Origin of the sequence: Rhodoferax sp. (assembly GCF_023700745.1) — a bacterium.
Classification (GTDB): domain Bacteria; phylum Pseudomonadota; class Gammaproteobacteria; order Burkholderiales; family Burkholderiaceae_C; genus Rhodoferax.
On the sequence record NZ_JAMPYG010000009.1, the window covers coordinates 1 to 16,858 of the forward strand.

A 16,858-nucleotide genomic window follows, 5' to 3' on the forward strand; every position below is an offset into this window, starting at 1 on the left:
GCTTAATATTTTTGATACAATGCCTTTCTTTCCTGAAATGCCCAGGTGGCGGAATTGGTAGACGCACTAGTTTCAGGTACTAGCGAGTAACTTCGTGGGGGTTCGAGTCCCTTCCTGGGCACCAATATAAATGAATTCCGGTTCATTTTGATGAAAGAAACCGGATGTTTTGAATAAAAAGCCGCTGCAACAGTTGTTAACTTTGCAGCGGCTTTTTTATTTGCTGAAACCACTTTGAGCCGAGCGCTCAAAATGGCTGTGCCACCAGGTCATGCCCTTGCGCCGCGACGATCCGCGCCTTGGTAAATTCGCCCACCCGCAGCGTCTTGCTGATTTTTTCGGGTGGCAATAACTTCACCACACCATCAATTTCAGGGGCGTCGGCGTAAGACCGGCCAACACCACCCTTTTTACCCATGCCCGGTGCCGAGTCCACCAGAATCTGCAGGGTGGCACCGACCCGTTTTTGCAGCTTGGCGGCAGACACCTGTTCGGCCACCGCCATGAAGCGGGCACGGCGTTCTTCACGCACTTCCTGCGGCAACATGCCGCCGATGTCATTGGCGGCGGCACCCGCCACCGGGCTGTAAGCAAAGCAACCCGCCCTGTCAATTTGTGCCTCGCGCACAAAGTCCAGCAGGTGTTCAAACTCGGCCTCGGTTTCACCGGGGAAGCCAGCGATGAAGGTGCTGCGCACCACGATGTCCGGGCAAGCCTCGCGCCACCTCAGCAATCGCTCCATGTTTTTCTCACCGCTGGCCGGGCGTTTCATGCGCTTGAGCACGTCGGGGTGGCTGTGCTGGAACGGCACATCCAGGTAAGGCAGGATGAGTCCGGACGCCATCAGTGGCAGGATGTCGTCCACACTGGGGTAGGGATAAACATAGTGCAGCCGAACCCAGGCGCCATGCGCTTGCGCCATCTCGCCCAAGGCTTGTGCCAATTCAAACAAGCGGGTCTTGATGGGCTTGCCATTCCAGAAACCGGTGCGGTATTTCACATCAACGCCATAGGCCGAGGTGTCCTGGCTGATCACCAGCAGCTCTTTCACGCCGCCGTCAAACAAGGCCTGCGCTTCCTTGAGCACGTCGCCAATCGGGCGCGACACCAGGTCACCGCGCATCGACGGGATGATGCAAAAGGTGCAGCGGTGGTTGCAACCTTCGCTGATCTTGAGGTAAGCATAGTGCCGGGGCGTGAGTTTGATCCCGGCCACGCCAAAGGCGTTAGGTACCAGATCAACAAAAGGATCGTGTGGCTTGGGCAGGTTGGCATGCACCGCATCCATCACCTCCTGGGTGGCATGCGGACCGGTCACCGCCAGCACACTCGGGTGCATTTGCCGCACCAGGTTGCCACCGCCCTCGCCCGCCTTGGCACCCAGGCAACCGGTCACAATGACCTTGCCATTCTCCGCCAATGCCTCGCCGATGGTGTCCAGGCTTTCCCTGACCGCATCGTCAATGAAGCCGCAGGTATTCACAATGACCAGATCGGCGCCTTCGAATGTTTTGGAGGTCTGATAACCCTCTGCACTGAGCTGCGTCAGGATCAGTTCGGAGTCGGTCAGGGCCTTGGGACAGCCGAGGCTGACAAAGCCCACCTTGGGTGTTGCAGCGGCCGATGTGTTAGGTGCATTCATGATGACATTCAACCTTTTTTGGGTGGCGTATTGTTGATGCCAAAGGCACCCAGCATTTGTCCTGCCTGCTTTTGCATTTGCTCCTGCATCTGCACCAGCCAGGACTTGGATTGTTCCAGGCTGCCTCCCAGCATAGCCTGCATGACCGGTGGCTGCATAGCGGTGTATTGCTTCCACATTTCTGGCGTGAAGCCCTTGGTTTGCTCGGCAAAACGGGTTTGGGTGTCGATGAGTGTCTGGATGTTTTTTTCCAGGTAGCCGCCCAAAAAGCCTTGCATGGCGTGGCCATAAAACCGGATCAAACTCTCCAGCACGGGCGCCGTGAACATCGGCGAACCACTGGTCTCGGCCTCCAGAATGATCTGCAAAAGAATGCTGCGCGTCAGGTTGTCGCCGGTCTTGGCATCCAGCACTTCAAACGGCTCACTCTTCATCACCAGGTCTTTCACCTCGGACAAGGTGATGTAAGTCGACGTGGTGGTGTCGTAGAGCCTGCGATTGGGGTATTTCTTGATGACGCGATGGGCGGCTGGTGTCTCGGGAGTTTTGTTTTCCATGTCGGATCAATCGTGAGCATTCAGGCTCGTATTTTCAAGGGCAATGCCCCATTTGGCCAGTGCCGCATCGTCGCTGACTCGGGCATCCACCCAGCGTGCGCCACTGGGCGTTTGTTCTTTTTTCCAGAAAGGTGCCTGGGTTTTAAGGTAATCCATCAAAAATTCACAGGCCTGAAAGCTCTCGCCCCGGTGCGCGGACGTCACTGCCACCAACACAATTTGATCCATCGGTGCCAACAGGCCTACCCGGTGGATGACGCGGGCGTCATAGATGTCAAAACGCTGCCGGGCCGCGTCAATCATGGCCTCGATCGACTTCTCGGTCATGCCCGGATAGTGTTCCAATTCCATGCTGGCAATGCTGCCCGGCTCGCCTGGTGTCCGGTCGCGCACGGTGCCGACAAAACTGCAGACGGCACCCACGCGCGGGTCCTGGGCGCGCAAGGCCGCGACCTCGGCGCTGAGGTCAAAGTCGGCGGTCTGAATACTGACACGGGGGCGATTGAGCGCTGGCATGGTCCTTAACCTCCGGTGACAGGCGGGAAGAACGCCACCTCGGCGCCGTCCGTCAGGGCAGCGGACTCCTGACACATGACCTGATTCAGCGCCAAGCGCACGGCCTTGCCGCGCGCCAGACTGTCCGCATGGGCGCCCCCCAAAGCAATGAGTTCATCACGCAGGTCTCCCAGCGTGGTCGCGCGGGTTTCGCGCTGCTCACTGCCCGGACCAATTGCTTCCCGAATGGACGCGAAATATTTCACCGTGACCTTCATCCCAGCAACTCCGAAAAAGGAATAAACCGCACCACATCCCCGGGCAAGATGGTAGCTCCTGGCGGGTTGTCCACCAAACCATCACCCCAGACCGCCGAAGTCAGAACCCCCGAGCTCTGGTTGGCAAACAGGTCCAGACCGCCACGCGGGTTGCGCCGGACACGCAAGAATTCACGGCGCCTGTCGGCCCGGGGCCAAGCAAAGTCAGCGCGGACAGCGGTCGCGCTCGGGGCCCATTGAACGACCCCCTGTAGTTTTAGCAAAAACGGGCGCACCAGCAGCAAAAAGGTCACAAAGCTCGACACCGGGTTGCCCGGCAAGCCGATGAAGTGGGCCTCAGCGACCCGACCATAGGCAAACGGCTTGCCCGGCTTGATGGCAAGCTGCCACAAATCCAGATGCCCCAGACGCTGTACGGCGGGCTTGATATGGTCCTCTTCGCCGACCGACACACCACCACTGGTCAGGATCACATCGTGATGTTCAGCCGCCTCACGCAATGCGGCGATGGTGGCATCACGCTGGTCGGGAACGATGCCCAGGTCACTCACCTCACAGCCCAGGCGCGTCAACAGGGCTCTCAGGAAAAACCGGTTCGAGTTGTAGATGGCGCCTGACGGCATGTTTTCGGGCGCCACCGCCCCCGGCATCACCAGCTCGTCCCCGGTTGAAAACAGCGCTACCCTGGGCCGGCGCGCAACGCTCAGGGTGTCCATGCCAATGCTGGCCGCCAGACCCAATTCGGCTGGCGTCAAGCGTGCACCTTGTGCCAGCACCACCGCACCCCGGGCGACGTCTTCACCTGCGCGGCGGATCCACTGACCGGGCTTGGGCTGCACCTTGATGCACACCGAGCCGTCGGACTGCACCTCGCAGTCTTCCTGCATCACCACGGCATCGGCACCCAGGGGAATCGGTGCACCGGTAAAAATGCGCACCACGGAATTTGGTGCGAGAGGGACTCCCACGCTACCTGCCGGAATGCGCTGGGACACCGGCAATGCTTGGGTCGAACCCACCAAGTCAGCGCAGCACAGCGCGTAACCATCCATGGAACTGTTGTCTTGCGGCGGTACCTGCAAAGCCGACGTCAGATCCTGGGCCAACACCCGGCGATCTGCATCAAAGGTGGCCACTTGCTCAACGCCATCCAGCGCCAGGGCATGGGCCAGCAATTGGTCCAACGCGTCGTCGAGCGACATCATGGGTTTGGCAGCAGAACGTTCAGCAGTCATGCGACATTCTCGAAATCATAGGCAAAACGTGCGCCTTGCGAGATCAACCAGTCAACCACCGCGTCCGTGTCGTTGAGGTCAAGCACCGGCAATTGAGTCGGCACAGGCAACAGGTTCGGCGAATCGGTGGCAATGGCTGTGATGAAGTCATCCTCAAAGTAACGTGCAGGCTTGCCGGTGGCCGCACGCCAAACCTCGATTTTCTGCAGGTCAGAATCCTTGAAGCCTTCGACCAACACCCAGTCGACGCCCTCGTACAACTCGGCGAGCAGCTGGTGTACGGTGGGCCGGTTGGCCACTTCAAACTCACGCATCAAGGCCAGCCGGCGGTCCGAGGCGACCACCACTTCGAAGGCACCTGCCTCGCGATGACGGTAGGTGTCCTTGCCCTCGTGGTCGATGTCGAAACGGTGATGGGCGTGTTTGACCACCGACACGCGCAGGCCCCTGAGACGCAGCGCAGGAATCAGACGCTCGACCAGCGTGGTTTTACCGGAACCGGAAAAACCGGCAAAGCCAACAACCTTCATGAACAGTGGGCGGCAATAAAGCTTTTGATCGCTTGCGCATCAGCCGCCATCTCCACCACGCGTTTGGGCAAGGCTTCAATACCGTTGAATTTCGCAGGGCGATCAGGTTCACGGCCAGTGGCCTCAATGATGGTGGCGGCAAATTTGATCGGCAGCGCGGTTTCCAGCACGATCATGGGTACACCCGCCTGCACGTGCGCGCGTGCCACCTTGACCCCATCGGCGGTATGCGTGTCAATCATCATGCCGTGGCGCGCGTAGATGTCCTTGATCGTGGCCAAACGGTCAGCATGGGTGCTCCTGCCACTTTCAAAGCCATAGTGACTGGCAGCCCGGCTGAATGCGGGGTGCGCTTCCAGGTCAAAGAAACCGGCACGCGCCAAGGCGTCGCCAAACAGCGCTTTGGTGCGTGCGCCATCGCGCCCCAGCAGGTCAAACACAAAGCGTTCGAAATTGCTTGCCTTGGAAATGTCCATCGACGGACTGGAGGTCTCGTGTGTGTCGGCACTGCCGCGCACCCGGTAGACACCGGTCTTGAAGAATTCGTCGAGCACATCGTTTTCGTTGGTGGCGACCACCAGGCGGGCAATCGGCAAGCCCATCATGCGCGCCACATGGCCGGCGCAGACGTTGCCAAAATTGCCACTGGGCACGGTGAAGCTGACTTTTTCAGTGTTTTTTTGCGTGGCCTGGAAATAACCGGCGAAGTAGTACACCACCTGCGCCAGCAGTCGTGCCCAATTGATCGAATTGACCGTGCCAATTTTGTACTGCCGCTTGAAGTCCAGGTCGTTGCTGACGGCCTTGACCATGTCCTGGCAGTCGTCAAACACGCCCGTCACGGCAATATTGAAAATGTTGTCGTCCATCAGGCTGAACATTTGTGCCTGCTGGAACGGACTCATGCGGCCCTGCGGACTGGTCATGAAGACGCGCACGCCTTTTTTGCCGCGCATGGCGTATTCGGCAGCGCTACCGGTGTCACCGCTGGTGGCGCCCAAAATATTGAGTTCTTCACCGCGGCGCACCAGTTCGTATTCGAACAGGTTGCCCAGCAACTGCATGGCCATGTCCTTGAAGGCCAGCGTCGGACCATTGGACAAGGCTTCCAGCCAGATACCGTTTTCCAGCGCACGCAGCGGAACAATCTCGGGCGAACCAAACACTTCGGCGGTGTAGGTCTTGTGGCACAAGGCCCGCAGGTCGGCGGCAGGAATGTCGTCAATGTAAAGCGACAAAACCTCAAACGCCAAGTCAGCGTAGCCTTGATTCTGATAGATGCCGCGCCAACGGCTCAAGGTGGCGTCGTCCACCTGGGGGTAGCTTTCAGGGAGGTACAAGCCGCCATCGGGCGCCAGGCCCTCCAGCAGGATGTCGCAGAAATGCTTGGGGCTCTGGTCGCCCCGGGTCGAGATGTATTTCATGTCAGGCCAACTCTTCCTTGCGAATGCGGGTGATGGGTTCAAGCACCGTTGGCAAGGCCTGCATTTTGCCAATCGCCGCGTTCATGTCGGCTTCCAGGCAGTCGTGGGTCAGGATGATCACGTCGGTTTGCGGTACTTGCGGCAGCCCGGCGCTGGCCTCGGTGCCGATTTCATCGGCTTCGCGCTGCAGCACAGCGTCGATGCTGATGCCGGCGTCCGCCAGGATACCTGTCACTTTGGCCAGCACACCGGTCTCGTCTGCCACCCGCAAACGCAAGTAGTAACTGGTGATCACCTCGCCCATGGCCATCACGGGCAAGTCACTCATGGCATTGGGCTGGAAGGCCAGATGGGGTACGCGCTGCTTCGGGTCAGCGGTATGCAGGCGCGTGATGTCCACCAGGTCCGCAATCACCGCGCTGGCCGTGGGCTCGGAACCGGCGCCTTTGCCGTAGTAGAGCGTGGTGCCAACGGCGTCGCCCTGCACCATTACCGCGTTCATGGCGCCTTCGACGTTGGCAATCAGGCGCTTGGCTGGAATCAAACAGGGATGCACACGCAACTCGATGCCCTTGGGCGTGCGTTTGGTGATGCCCAGCAGCTTGATGCGGTAACCCAGTTGCTCGGCGTACTTGATGTCGGCTGCGCCCAGCTTGGTGATGCCTTCCACATAAGCCTTGTCGAATTGCACCGGAATACCGAAAGCGATGGCACTCATGATGGTGGCTTTGTGCGCCGCATCGACGCCTTCGATGTCGAAAGTCGGGTCGGCTTCAGCATAACCCAGGGCCTGCGCCTGTTTGAGCACGACCGCAAAGTCCAGCCCCTTGTCGCGCATCTCGCTCAGGATGAAGTTGGTAGTGCCATTGATGATGCCGGCAATCCACTGAATGCTGTTGGCGGTCAGGCCTTCACGCAAGGCCTTGATGATCGGAATGCCCCCCGCCACCGCCGCCTCAAAAGCCACCATCACGCCCTTGGCCGATGCAGCCGCAAAAATCTCGGTACCGTGCACGGCCAGCAAGGCCTTGTTGGCCGTCACCACGTGTTTGCCCGCGGCAATCGCTTCAAGCACCAAAGTCTTGGCAACGCCATAGCCACCAATAAGCTCAATCACGATGTCAATGTCGGGGTTGGCAATCACTGCACGTGCGTCGTCCACCACCGACACACCGGGACCCACCAGTTCCCGTGCACGCGCGACATTCAGGTCGGCCACTTGTGTGATCTCGATGCCGCGACCCGCACGACGCTTGATTTCTTCCTGGTTGCGCTTGAGCACATTGAAGGTACCTGAACCGACAACGCCGATGCCCAACAGACCAACTTGAATAGGTTTCATATATTTATAAGTAAGAAAAGACCTCTGGTCTTATTGATAAGGCTGAAAGTGACAGAAGAAGAGGTGTTTTAATTGCTGTGCCGCTTGCGGTAGCTGTCGAGGAACCTGGCGACGCGACCAATGGCCTCGCGTAAATCATCCTCATGCGGCAAGAACACAATGCGGAAGTGGTCTGGCGCCGGCCAGTTAAAGCCCGTACCCTGCACCAGCATGACCTTGGTTTCCTGTAGCAGCTCCAAAAAGAACTGCTGATCGTCCTTAATCGGGTACATCTGCGGGTCTAGCTTCGGGAACATGTACAGGGCTGCGACGGGCTTGACGCAGCTCACGCCCGGAATTGCGGTAATGAGTTCGTAAGCCAGATCGCGCTGACGGCGCAAGCGTCCCCCTTCACAGACCAGATCGTTGATGCTCTGGTATCCACCCAACGCCGTTTGAATGGCCCATTGACCCGGCACGTTGGAGCACAAGCGCATGTTAGACAGCATATTGAGCCCCTCAATGTAGTCTTTGGCTGGTTTTTTGTCACCGGAGACAATCATCCAACCAGCGCGGTAGCCACACGAACGGTAACTTTTGGACAATGAATTAAAAGTGAGCGTCAGCACATCGTCGCTCAAAGAACCAATGGCCGTGTGCTTGACACCGTCATAAAGCACCTTGTCATAGACCTCGTCGGCAAAAATCACCAAGCCGTGTTCACGGGCAATTTGCACCAGCGCCTTGAGTAATTCATCCGAGTACAAAGCACCAGTCGGGTTGTTGGGGTTGATCACCACCAGACCTTTTGTGCGTGGCGTGATCTTGGCGCGAATATCATTCAGGTCTGGCATCCAGCCATTGGCCTCGTCGCACAGGTAATGCACCGGCGAGCCACCCGACAAGCTGGCAGCGGCCGTCCATAGCGGATAGTCAGGCGACGGCAACAAAAGCTCATCGTCATCGTCGAGCATGGCGTTGGTCGCCATCACGATCAGCTCACTGGCGCCGTTACCCAAATAAATGTCATCCAGCGTGACACCCTTGATGCCCTGCTTTTGGGTTTCGTGCATGACCGCCTTGCGCGCCGCAAAAATGCCTTTGCTGTCAGAGTAACCCGCCGAATTGGGCAGGTTACGAATCATGTCCTGCTGGATTTCTTCCGGCGAATCAAAACCAAACACGGCCAGGTTGCCAATGTTGAGTTTGATGATTTTGTGGCCTTCTTCTTCCATCTGACGCGCTGCGTCCATGATGGGGCCGCGAATGTCATAACAAACGTTGGCCAGTTTGGCTGATTTACGTATGGTCTTCAAAGTCCCTCCGGGCATGGTCGCGAAAGAGCGAAACCTATAATTTGACCACAAGTTTTACAAACTCCGTTTTAATTGGAAACCGTTCCCACACAAGCCCTGACTCATGAAAATTCATCCCGACATCATCAACGTACCATCCATCAGCGCCTATGGCAAGGGATGGGTTCAGGTGGCCGGAGAACGACTGACACGCAGCGTGGTGATAACTTCTGATGGACGGAAGTTTGAGTGGCAATGCGCACGTTTTGAAGACCTGACGGCTGCCCACTTTGAGCAATTGGCCCAGTTACAGACAGAATTGGTGATTTTTGGCAGTGGTGAGCACCTGCGTTTTCCGGCTGCGGCCCTGACCCGTGCCTTGATCGAACATCAGATTGGCATTGAATCCATGGACACCCAGGCCGCTTGCCGCACTTACAACATACTGGCTGGCGAAGGACGCCATGTGGCCGTGGCATTGTTGATGGAGCCATCCCGGGACGCTGAACATTAGGCACATGATCTCAACGAGGATGTCATTACCTTTCGGAATCAACCGTCAAATCAGAGTAAAATACCATCCTCGTAGTCGGGGGCACACAAGCGCATTAAGAGGATAGTGTCTGCGACTTGAGAGACCGACGCATCCTGTCACACGAGATCGAAAAAAACATGGCGATAGTTGTCAATAAACCCATCCCTGAATTTGAATCTAATGCAACTGGTGGCATCCGGGTCACCAATACCTCTCATCTCGGTCATGTTGTCATCCTGTATTTTTACCCAAAGGACAACACGCCTGGTTGTACCACTGAGGCCATGCAGTTTCGCGACAAATACAAGGAATTTGTGAAGGCGGGAGCCACGGTTTTTGGCGTTTCACGTGACAACATGCGTTCACACGAAGAATTCAAAATGAAACTTGAACTGCCGTTTGAGTTGATTGCCGACACCGAAGAAAAAATGTGCCACATGTTTGGTGTAGTCAAAAACAAAATCATGTACGGTAAAAAAGTCAAGGGCATTGAACGCAGCACCTTCCTCATTGGTGCTGATGGCTTGCTCAAGGAAGAATGGCGCGGACTCAAAGTCCCAGGCCATGTGGACGAGGTTCTCAAAGCGGTCAAAGAACTCCAGAAGTCACCGGCACTGGCCTGAGTTGTCCAAGGGTTGTGATTAACCCCAATAAGTCAATCCAGAAGTTCTGTCACAAAGGCTCATGCATAATCAATCGCATGCCGAAAACAAATTTCTGTACTCTGAAAAGCCGCCTGGTTGACATGGCGGCTTTTTCGTTTTTGAACTCGCAATGATCCTAACGCGCAGGAGTTTTTCATGCCTTTGCCCACTGCCCCATCCAAACGTGCCGCCTTGTTGTCATTGCAGGATTTCAACGTTCCCGCCCGTACCAAAGCCAAAGGCAGCAAGTTAAAATTGATGCCCTCTCAATTGCCTGACACACCAGAGGCCTTGCCACAGCAAGTCACGCAGCCAGCACCGGTCGAACCAACGACTGCACCCATAACGTCACAACAAACCCCGCCCAAGCGCCGGCGCGAAGCAGCTCCTGGCACACATGCAACAGCCCGCCCCAAGCGGCGCATGGATGGCCCCAGCAAACTTTTCGTACTGGACACCAATGTGCTGTTGCACGACCCCAGTTGCCTGTTCCGCTTCGAAGAGCATGATGTCTTTTTGCCCATGGTCGTGCTTGAAGAACTCGATGCACACAAAAAAGGCATGACCGAAGTGGCCCGTAATGGACGTCAAACCAGCCGTTCACTTGATGCCCTGGCCGAAAACAAAGGCTCCGACATCAGTACAGGTTTGCTGCTGAGCGCTACTGGTCACAGAGAGGCGCGTGGTCGTTTATTTTTTCAGACTCAACTGTTGAACTATGAGTTGCCAACCAGCCTGCCGCAAGGCAAGGCCGACAACCAGATCCTGGGTGTCGTTGAAGCGCTGCGCAAAAAACATGCACCGCGTGACGTCGTGCTGGTCTCCAAAGATATCAACATGCGCGTCAAAGCCCGCGCACTGGGTTTGCAGGCCGACGACTATCAAAATGACAAAACCCTGGAAGATGGGGATTTGCTGTACAGCGGTGCCTATGCGCTGCCAGCAGATTTCTGGAACACCCATGGCAACACGGTAGAAAGCTGGCAACAGGGTGCCCATACCTTTTACCGCGTCACAGGCCCGGTTGTACCGCAACTGCTGATCAATCAGTTTGTTTATTTTGAAGCGCCGGGTGAACCCAGTCTGTATGCCAAAGTCACCGAAATTCGTGAAAAAACGGCAGTCTTCAGAACCCTGAAAGACTTCACCCACCTGAAAAATGCGGTGTGGGGGATTTCGACCCGTAACCGCGAGCAAAACTTTGCCATGAACCTGTTGATGGATCCGGAGATTGACTTCGTCACCCTGACAGGCACCGCTGGTACCGGTAAAACATTGATGGCACTGGCTTCGGGCTTGACGCAGGTGCTGGATGAGCGGCGCTACACCGAAATCATCGTCACCCGCGCCACCGTCAGCGTTGGCGAGGACATAGGCTTCTTACCTGGTACGGAAGAAGAAAAGATGGGCCCCTGGATGGGTGCACTGGATGACAATCTGGAAGTGTTAGGAAAAACCGACACCGCAGCTGGCGAATGGGGTCGCGCCGCCACCAACGAACTCATCCGCAGCCGCATCAAGATCAAAAGCATGAACTTCATGCGGGGCCGCACCTTTTTGAACAAATACGTGATCATTGACGAGGCGCAAAACCTGACGCCCAAGCAAATGAAAACGCTGATCACCCGCGCCGGGCCCGGCACCAAGATCATTTGCATGGGCAACATCGCGCAGATTGACACGCCCTACCTGACCGAAGGCTCGTCCGGCCTGACCTACGCTGTCGACAAGTTCAAGGGCTGGCAGCACAGCGGGCACATCACGCTGGCGCGCGGTGAGCGCTCGCGCCTGGCTGACTTCGCGAGTGAAGTACTCTAATTAGTTGGGGTCAGAGCACGTTGCTGCGCGAATGGTCTGACCCACAAAGTCTCAGAAGTCCCCGCTGGCGCCATTGGCCAGCGACTCGAACTTGGTAATCCTGTTCAGGAAAGCCAGTTTGACAACACCGGTGGGGCCGTTACGTTGCTTGGCAATGATGACCTCGGCCACACCGGGTTCCTTGCAGGCATCCTTGGTGTAATACTCGTCCCGGTAAATGAACATGATGATGTCGGCGTCCTGCTCAATGGCGCCAGACTCACGCAAATCACTCATCATGGGTCGCTTGTCAGGACGTTGTTCAACGCTACGGTTCAACTGCGACAAGGCGATCACCGGGCATTTCAACTCCTTGGCCAGCATTTTCAAGCCACGTGAAATCTCACCCAACTCGGTGGCGCGGTTTTCGCCATCGCTACCATTGGAGCCGCTCATCAGTTGCAGATAATCGACCACAATCAAGCCGAGCTGACCGCATTGGCGCGATAACCTGCGGGCATTGGCGCGTAACTCGCTCGACGTGAGTCCAGCGGATTCATCAATGTGCAAAGAGATGGTGCGCAGTTTCTCGATGGCTTCCGACAGGCGCGGCCATTCATCGTCGGTCAGCTTGCCTGTGCGCAGATGGCCCTGATCGATGCGACCAATCGAACCCACAATACGCACGGCCAGTTGCGCCGCGCCCATTTCCATCGAGAACACAGCCACCGGCAAACCTTCATTCAGCGCCACATGCTCGGCGATGTTAATGGCCAGAGCCGTTTTACCCATCGACGGTCGCGCCGCCAGCACCACCAGATCCCCCCCCTGCAAGCCCGCTGTCATGCGATCCAGATCGTAAAACCCGGTGGGTACACCTGTCACATCATTGGGGTTATCAGCCATTTCCTGGACCCGATCAAGGAGGTCGACGACCAGCGTGTCCATGGTCTGAAAACCCTGTTTGGTGCGGGCACCTTCTTCGCCAATATTAAAGATTTTTTGTTCAGCCTCATCCAGAATCGCCGCCACCGGGCGCCCCTTTGGATTGAAGGCATTGGCCGAAATTTCCTCACTGGTGGAGACGAGCTTGCGCAAAATCGAGCGTTCCCGCACGATTTCAGCATAACGGCGAATATTGCCGGTACTCGGCACATATTGCGCCAGCGCATTGAGGTAATGCAGGCCACCAATTTCTTCTGCCTTGCCGGAGCTCTGCAGTTGTTCATAGACTGTGATGACATCGGCCGGCTTGCCGCTATTGATCAACAAGCTCAGGGCAGCAAACACCTGACGATGCTCAAAACGGTAAAAATCATTCTCAGACAGGACGTCACTGACCCGGTCCCAAGCGGCGTTGTCGAGCAACAGACTCCCGAGCACACTGGATTCTGCCTCGATGGAGTGCGGCGGAATACGTAATTGGGCAACCTGGCGATCAGCGCCCAAGTCATCGTTCAGGGAGGAAAGTATGGCAGACATGTTGTTTCTTTGAGACCCTGAATATTACGGCCTGCAGAGTTACTTTGTGCGTTTGAGCAGCCACAAATTTGTCAGCGAACCCAATGAAAAAGCCCGACTGGTAAAGGTCGGGCTTTCAAAAAAATGGTGGGATGTGCGGGGGTCGAACCCACGACAAACGGATTAAAAGTCCGCTGCTCTACCAACTGAGCTAACATCCCAAACACAACCTGATGTTGCGTTCTAGCAAGCCTCATATTGTAAACAAATTCCGGGCACTTACGTGCTTGCGGAACTCAATTTATTCAAAATAACACCCGCGGCACACAAACCAAAGCTTGCAGTGACCGTCACCAGTGAACCAAAACCGTGGCAATTCAAGCTGCCATCACCCTCAATGCCACAAGAAGCATCTGGCGGAGCGACAGCTTCCGGGCTGTAGACACAGGTGATCCCCATTTTTTTGGCAGCCCGCAGGGGTGCCAATTCCTTGCGTAACTGGTAGCGCACTTTGGCAAGCAAGGGATCGTGCGTCACATCCAGCACATCGGCCACGGTGACCTTCTCGGCGTAACGCTTGCCGCCCGCTGCGCCAACCATCACATGCATTGCACCGGTTTTTCTGGCCCACACGGCCATGGCGATCTTGGCTCTGGCTTGATCGCAGGCATCGACCACGGCATTCACACCTGCTGGCAAAATCGAGGGCCAGTTGTCAGACTCGGCAAAAGCCTCCACACAGGTAACCTGACACTCTGGAAAATAAGAAAGGATGCGTTCGCGCATGGCATCCACCTTGGCTTGACCAACACTGGCCTGGACCGCCTGAATCTGACGATTGATGTTGGACTCTGCCACCTGATCGAAATCGATCAGGGTGATCCGCCCCACGCCGCTTCGTGCCAAGGCTTCCGCGACCCAGGAGCCAACACCGCCAATCCCCACGATGGCAACATGCGCATTCCGAATACGGTCAGCCGCAGCCAGACCAAACAAGCGTTCAAGCCCGCCAAAACGTCTATCCAGCACCTCTGTCATTTAAGGGTCGCGAGACGTTCTTTGGCGGCAACTGCTGCTTCTGATTGTGGATAGGCTTTCACCAAATCAGTCAGCGTTTTACGTGCACCTTTGCTGTCCTTCAGCTCCAGCTGACAGTTGGCAACTGACAACACCGCCTCGGGTGCACGGAGATGTTCGGGATCTTTGGCGATCAAGGCACGAAAATTGCCCATGGCTTCCTTGTAGCTGCGCATGGCATATTGGGCATTCCCCAACCAGAACAGCGCAGGAACCACATAGCCACTGTTGGGGTAGCGCGCCACAAAGCCCGAAAAAAGACTCTGTGCATTGACAAAATCACCTTTCCGAAACACTGCCAATGCCGCATCAAAGTCCCGTGTTTGAGACTGATCTGCCAAGAACTCTACACCATCGAGTTGGACGGTCACGGGTTCGAGTTTGCTGAAACGCGCTTGAACAGCCTGCAACTGATCCTTTTGTTGACGCTGAATTTCAGATAGTTCACGCATCATCTGCTCGTTGCTGCCGCGCAGCGTCGCAATCTCGGCTTTCAATAGTTCAATTTGACGCTGCAAATCAAGCAAGCTTTTACCAAGCCCCGCCAACTCACTGGTCGAAGCCTGACGGGCTTGATCAGCGTCCCCCCGCATGATGTCCACGCGCTGACGCAAATCCAGGATCGCTTTACGCGCTTCGTCATCTTCAAACAATGCTGCATGCAAGCTGCCAACAGACCACCAACATAGCAAAGAAACAGCGATGGACTTGGAAAACAAAGAGGACATGGTTAACAAACGACTCATGGATACCGGATCTCGGCACGACGATTTTTAGCAAATGCAGCTTCATCACTGCCTGTAACTACGGGTTTTTCCTTGCCAAAACTTACCGCTTCCATCTGGTTTGACGAGACGCCCAGGAGCGATAGTGCATTACGCACGGCTTCAGCCCGTTTCTGACCCAAAGCCAGGTTGTACTCGCGCCCACCGCGCTCATCGGTATGGCCTTCAATAGCTACTTTGCGCGTCGGCTGAGCACGTAGAAATCGGGCATGCGCGGCAATGACCGATTGAAATTCTGGTTTAACAACAAAGCTGTCATAGTCAAAATAAACCAGGCGGGATTCAGTTGGCGCAGGGGCCTGATCGGACGTACGACCTAAATCCACCGGGGTCACGCCTCCCCCCTGGACGCCGGAACGCAGCGCACCCGGATCAGCGGTGACGGCTGTCGATGTGGCATCCACAACAGGCACGTCATTGAGCGGGACCGAAGTGCCGCAAGCCACCAAAAGGGTCGAAATCAAACCAATCAAAACAAAATTTCTCATCCTGAATCACTCCAAAACTGTTATTTGAAAAAAGGACCCCAATGTGGTTCTCTGATGTCCCCTTGTTGTCCGCTCAACCTGGCTTTGACTTTGCCGTCCAGTGTGCTCGTCATCAACGCCTCACGCCCCTGCTGCTGGGTTGCATACACCAGCATCTTGCCATTCGGAGAAAAACTGGGGCTTTCGTCTGCGGTCGAGTCCGTGACCATACTCACGGCACCATCAGTCAGATTCATCAAATGCAACTTGTAAGCGCCCCCTACCCTTGAAATATAAGCGAGCCAGCGACCGTCCGGACTGATGGCCGGTGAAATGTTGTAAGTCCCGGTAAATGTGACACGCTCCACTCCTTGTCCGGATGCTGTGGTCCGATAAATCTGGGGCGTCCCTCCCCGATCGCTGACAAAGTAAATATGTTGTCCATTGGGTGAATAAGCGGGTTCAGTGTCAATACTGGTTGATTGAAGCAACCGACGCGGCTCGCCCCCTGCTGCAGACAATAAAAACAGCTGGGAGCCGCCGTCACGACTGAGCGTCAAAGCCAGTGTATTGCCATCAGGCGACCAGGCAGGTGCACTGTTGGAACCTTTGAAGTTGGCGATCAGACGGCGCTTTCCGGTGCTCACATTATGCACATACACCACCGGTTTACGCGACTCGAACGAGACGTAAGCCAACTGATTGCCGTCGGGGGACCAGGCTGGTGAGATAATGGGTTCCGGACTGGCCAGCGCTGACTGCGCATTTTCACCATCGGCATCGGCCACCCACAGTTGGTAACGTTGACCCGCTTTGGTGACATAGGCAATGCGCGTTGAGAACACACCTTTGTCCCCGGTCAGTTTTTCATAAATGTCATCGGCCACCCGGTGCGCGGCCAAGCGCAAGTCTGGTAAGGACACCGCAAAACTGCGGCCGCCCAAATCCTGCCCTTTCACCACATCCCACAGACGGAAACGCACATCAATACGGCCGTCCGCCAGTTTCAAGACACTACCCGAAGCGAAAGCATCCGCGCCGGCCTGGCGCAGTGCGGTGAGTTCAGGGCGCGAAGTCTCATCAAAAGCACCCACAGGCGAATTGATTACGCGAAACTGGCCACTGCGCTCCAGGTCGGCTCGAATGATTTCGGAAATTTTTTGCGGCAACGCCTCCTGCCCCCTGAAAGGCGCGATCACCACGGGTATTTGTGTCAACCCCACACCGGAAACTTCAATGCGAAACTGGGCAAAGGCCGGGCTACAGATCAAGCAGGTCAGAAAATAGCAAAAGAAGCGTTTCATCATTGGTGCAT

17 protein-coding genes and 2 tRNA genes are annotated in these 16,858 nt (G+C 56.1%); 4 read left to right on the top strand and 15 right to left on the bottom strand.

The annotated features are described in order from the left end of the window. Positions 1 to 39: 39 nt before the first annotated feature. A tRNA-Leu gene (locus tag NDJ10_RS08705) sits at positions 40 to 124 on the top strand. Between the two features lie 123 nt (positions 125 to 247). Here the strand turns inward: NDJ10_RS08705 and rimO are convergent. From rimO to NDJ10_RS08750, 9 genes are all read right to left on the bottom strand, one after another. Further along, entirely contained in the window at positions 248 to 1,642 is a 1,395-nt protein-coding gene (gene rimO / locus NDJ10_RS08710; protein WP_296161216.1) for a 30S ribosomal protein S12 methylthiotransferase RimO, read from the bottom strand. Positions 1,643 to 1,650: 8 nt separating this feature from the next. Beyond that, positions 1,651 to 2,199 (bottom strand): polyhydroxyalkanoate synthesis repressor PhaR, encoded by a 549-nt coding sequence (phaR, locus tag NDJ10_RS08715; RefSeq protein ID WP_296161220.1) that lies wholly within the window; start codon positions 2,197 to 2,199, stop codon positions 1,651 to 1,653. Between the two features lie 6 nt (positions 2,200 to 2,205). Next, positions 2,206 to 2,715, bottom strand: coding sequence for a molybdenum cofactor biosynthesis protein MoaE (locus NDJ10_RS08720; RefSeq protein ID WP_296161222.1), 510 nt, complete (start codon positions 2,713 to 2,715; stop codon positions 2,206 to 2,208). Between the two features lie 5 nt (positions 2,716 to 2,720). Continuing rightward, the gene (locus NDJ10_RS08725) at positions 2,721 to 2,972 is read right to left on the bottom strand and encodes a MoaD/ThiS family protein (protein WP_296161223.1); all 252 of its coding nucleotides are present in this window, start codon (positions 2,970 to 2,972) and stop codon (positions 2,721 to 2,723) included. Further along, complete coding sequence (gene glp / locus NDJ10_RS08730) at positions 2,969 to 4,207, bottom strand: gephyrin-like molybdotransferase Glp (protein ID WP_296161225.1); 1,239 nt, start codon at positions 4,205 to 4,207, stop codon at positions 2,969 to 2,971. The genes NDJ10_RS08725 and glp overlap by 4 nt, the downstream gene beginning before the upstream one ends. Then, positions 4,204 to 4,737, bottom strand: coding sequence for a molybdopterin-guanine dinucleotide biosynthesis protein B (mobB, locus tag NDJ10_RS08735; RefSeq protein WP_296161228.1), 534 nt, complete (start codon positions 4,735 to 4,737; stop codon positions 4,204 to 4,206). The genes glp and mobB overlap by 4 nt, the downstream gene beginning before the upstream one ends. Further along, positions 4,734 to 6,161, bottom strand: a complete 1,428-nt coding sequence (gene thrC, locus NDJ10_RS08740; RefSeq protein ID WP_296161231.1) for a threonine synthase — start codon at positions 6,159 to 6,161, stop codon at positions 4,734 to 4,736. The genes mobB and thrC overlap by 4 nt, the downstream gene beginning before the upstream one ends. 1 nt (position 6,162) lies before the next feature. Then, the gene (locus tag NDJ10_RS08745) at positions 6,163 to 7,503 is read right to left on the bottom strand and encodes a homoserine dehydrogenase (protein ID WP_296161233.1); all 1,341 of its coding nucleotides are present in this window, start codon (positions 7,501 to 7,503) and stop codon (positions 6,163 to 6,165) included. A gap of 68 nt (positions 7,504 to 7,571) precedes the next feature. Then, the gene (locus tag NDJ10_RS08750) at positions 7,572 to 8,798 is read right to left on the bottom strand and encodes a pyridoxal phosphate-dependent aminotransferase (RefSeq protein WP_296161235.1); all 1,227 of its coding nucleotides are present in this window, start codon (positions 8,796 to 8,798) and stop codon (positions 7,572 to 7,574) included. Positions 8,799 to 8,901: 103 nt separating this feature from the next. On the opposite strand from NDJ10_RS08750, the gene NDJ10_RS08755 reads away from it, so the two are divergent. From NDJ10_RS08755 to NDJ10_RS08765, 3 genes are all read left to right on the top strand, one after another. Next, a complete protein-coding gene (locus NDJ10_RS08755) occupies positions 8,902 to 9,291 on the top strand; it encodes an Mth938-like domain-containing protein (protein ID WP_296161237.1) in 390 nt (129 codons plus the stop codon). Positions 9,292 to 9,449: 158 nt separating this feature from the next. Further along, on the top strand, positions 9,450 to 9,935 hold the full coding sequence (locus NDJ10_RS08760; protein ID WP_296161239.1) for a peroxiredoxin: 486 nt from the start codon (positions 9,450 to 9,452) through the stop codon (positions 9,933 to 9,935). A 177-nt stretch (positions 9,936 to 10,112) separates the two neighbouring features. Continuing rightward, positions 10,113 to 11,774, top strand: a complete 1,662-nt coding sequence (locus tag NDJ10_RS08765) for a PhoH family protein (RefSeq protein WP_296161240.1) — start codon at positions 10,113 to 10,115, stop codon at positions 11,772 to 11,774. Positions 11,775 to 11,825: 51 nt separating this feature from the next. Here the strand turns inward: NDJ10_RS08765 and dnaB are convergent, their stop codons facing one another. The 6 genes from dnaB to tolB all read right to left on the bottom strand — a co-directional run bounded on the left by dnaB (position 11,826) and on the right by tolB (position 16,850). Next, positions 11,826 to 13,235 (bottom strand): replicative DNA helicase, encoded by a 1,410-nt coding sequence (dnaB, locus tag NDJ10_RS08770; protein WP_296161242.1) that lies wholly within the window; start codon positions 13,233 to 13,235, stop codon positions 11,826 to 11,828. A gap of 124 nt (positions 13,236 to 13,359) precedes the next feature. After that, positions 13,360 to 13,435, bottom strand: a tRNA-Lys gene (locus tag NDJ10_RS08775). A 58-nt stretch (positions 13,436 to 13,493) separates the two neighbouring features. Then, positions 13,494 to 14,252 (bottom strand): tRNA threonylcarbamoyladenosine dehydratase, encoded by a 759-nt coding sequence (locus NDJ10_RS08780; protein WP_296161245.1) that lies wholly within the window; start codon positions 14,250 to 14,252, stop codon positions 13,494 to 13,496. Then, the gene (gene ybgF / locus NDJ10_RS08785; protein WP_296161246.1) at positions 14,249 to 15,037 is read right to left on the bottom strand and encodes a tol-pal system protein YbgF; all 789 of its coding nucleotides are present in this window, start codon (positions 15,035 to 15,037) and stop codon (positions 14,249 to 14,251) included. Before ybgF ends, NDJ10_RS08780 begins: the two co-directional genes overlap by 4 nt. Next, positions 15,034 to 15,564 (bottom strand): peptidoglycan-associated lipoprotein Pal, encoded by a 531-nt coding sequence (pal, locus tag NDJ10_RS08790; RefSeq protein ID WP_296161248.1) that lies wholly within the window; start codon positions 15,562 to 15,564, stop codon positions 15,034 to 15,036. The genes ybgF and pal overlap by 4 nt, the downstream gene beginning before the upstream one ends. A 20-nt stretch (positions 15,565 to 15,584) precedes the next feature. Further along, positions 15,585 to 16,850, bottom strand: a complete 1,266-nt coding sequence (tolB, locus tag NDJ10_RS08795) for a Tol-Pal system beta propeller repeat protein TolB (protein ID WP_296161250.1) — start codon at positions 16,848 to 16,850, stop codon at positions 15,585 to 15,587. Between the last annotated feature and the right edge of the window lie 8 nt (positions 16,851 to 16,858).

What these genes read in the sequence shown, in the direction of transcription:
- rimO (WP_296161216.1), bottom strand. Translation starts at nt 1,642, where the DNA reads ATGAATGCACCTAACACATCGGCCGCTGCAACACCCAAGGTGGGCTTT.
- phaR (WP_296161220.1), bottom strand. Translation starts at nt 2,199, where the DNA reads ATGGAAAACAAAACTCCCGAGACACCAGCCGCCCATCGCGTCATCAAG.
- NDJ10_RS08720 (WP_296161222.1), bottom strand. Translation starts at nt 2,715, where the DNA reads ATGCCAGCGCTCAATCGCCCCCGTGTCAGTATTCAGACCGCCGACTTT.
- NDJ10_RS08725 (WP_296161223.1), bottom strand. Translation starts at nt 2,972, where the DNA reads ATGAAGGTCACGGTGAAATATTTCGCGTCCATTCGGGAAGCAATTGGT.
- glp (WP_296161225.1), bottom strand. Translation starts at nt 4,207, where the DNA reads ATGACTGCTGAACGTTCTGCTGCCAAACCCATGATGTCGCTCGACGAC.
- mobB (WP_296161228.1), bottom strand. Translation starts at nt 4,737, where the DNA reads ATGAAGGTTGTTGGCTTTGCCGGTTTTTCCGGTTCCGGTAAAACCACG.
- thrC (WP_296161231.1), bottom strand. Translation starts at nt 6,161, where the DNA reads ATGAAATACATCTCGACCCGGGGCGACCAGAGCCCCAAGCATTTCTGC.
- NDJ10_RS08745 (WP_296161233.1), bottom strand. Translation starts at nt 7,503, where the DNA reads ATGAAACCTATTCAAGTTGGTCTGTTGGGCATCGGCGTTGTCGGTTCA.
- NDJ10_RS08755 (WP_296161237.1), top strand. Translation starts at nt 8,902, where the DNA reads ATGAAAATTCATCCCGACATCATCAACGTACCATCCATCAGCGCCTAT.
- NDJ10_RS08760 (WP_296161239.1), top strand. Translation starts at nt 9,450, where the DNA reads ATGGCGATAGTTGTCAATAAACCCATCCCTGAATTTGAATCTAATGCA.
- NDJ10_RS08765 (WP_296161240.1), top strand. Translation starts at nt 10,113, where the DNA reads ATGCCTTTGCCCACTGCCCCATCCAAACGTGCCGCCTTGTTGTCATTG.
- dnaB (WP_296161242.1), bottom strand. Translation starts at nt 13,235, where the DNA reads ATGTCTGCCATACTTTCCTCCCTGAACGATGACTTGGGCGCTGATCGC.
- NDJ10_RS08780 (WP_296161245.1), bottom strand. Translation starts at nt 14,252, where the DNA reads ATGACAGAGGTGCTGGATAGACGTTTTGGCGGGCTTGAACGCTTGTTT.
- ybgF (WP_296161246.1), bottom strand. Translation starts at nt 15,037, where the DNA reads ATGAGTCGTTTGTTAACCATGTCCTCTTTGTTTTCCAAGTCCATCGCT.
- pal (WP_296161248.1), bottom strand. Translation starts at nt 15,564, where the DNA reads ATGAGAAATTTTGTTTTGATTGGTTTGATTTCGACCCTTTTGGTGGCT.
- tolB (WP_296161250.1), bottom strand. Translation starts at nt 16,850, where the DNA reads ATGATGAAACGCTTCTTTTGCTATTTTCTGACCTGCTTGATCTGTAGC.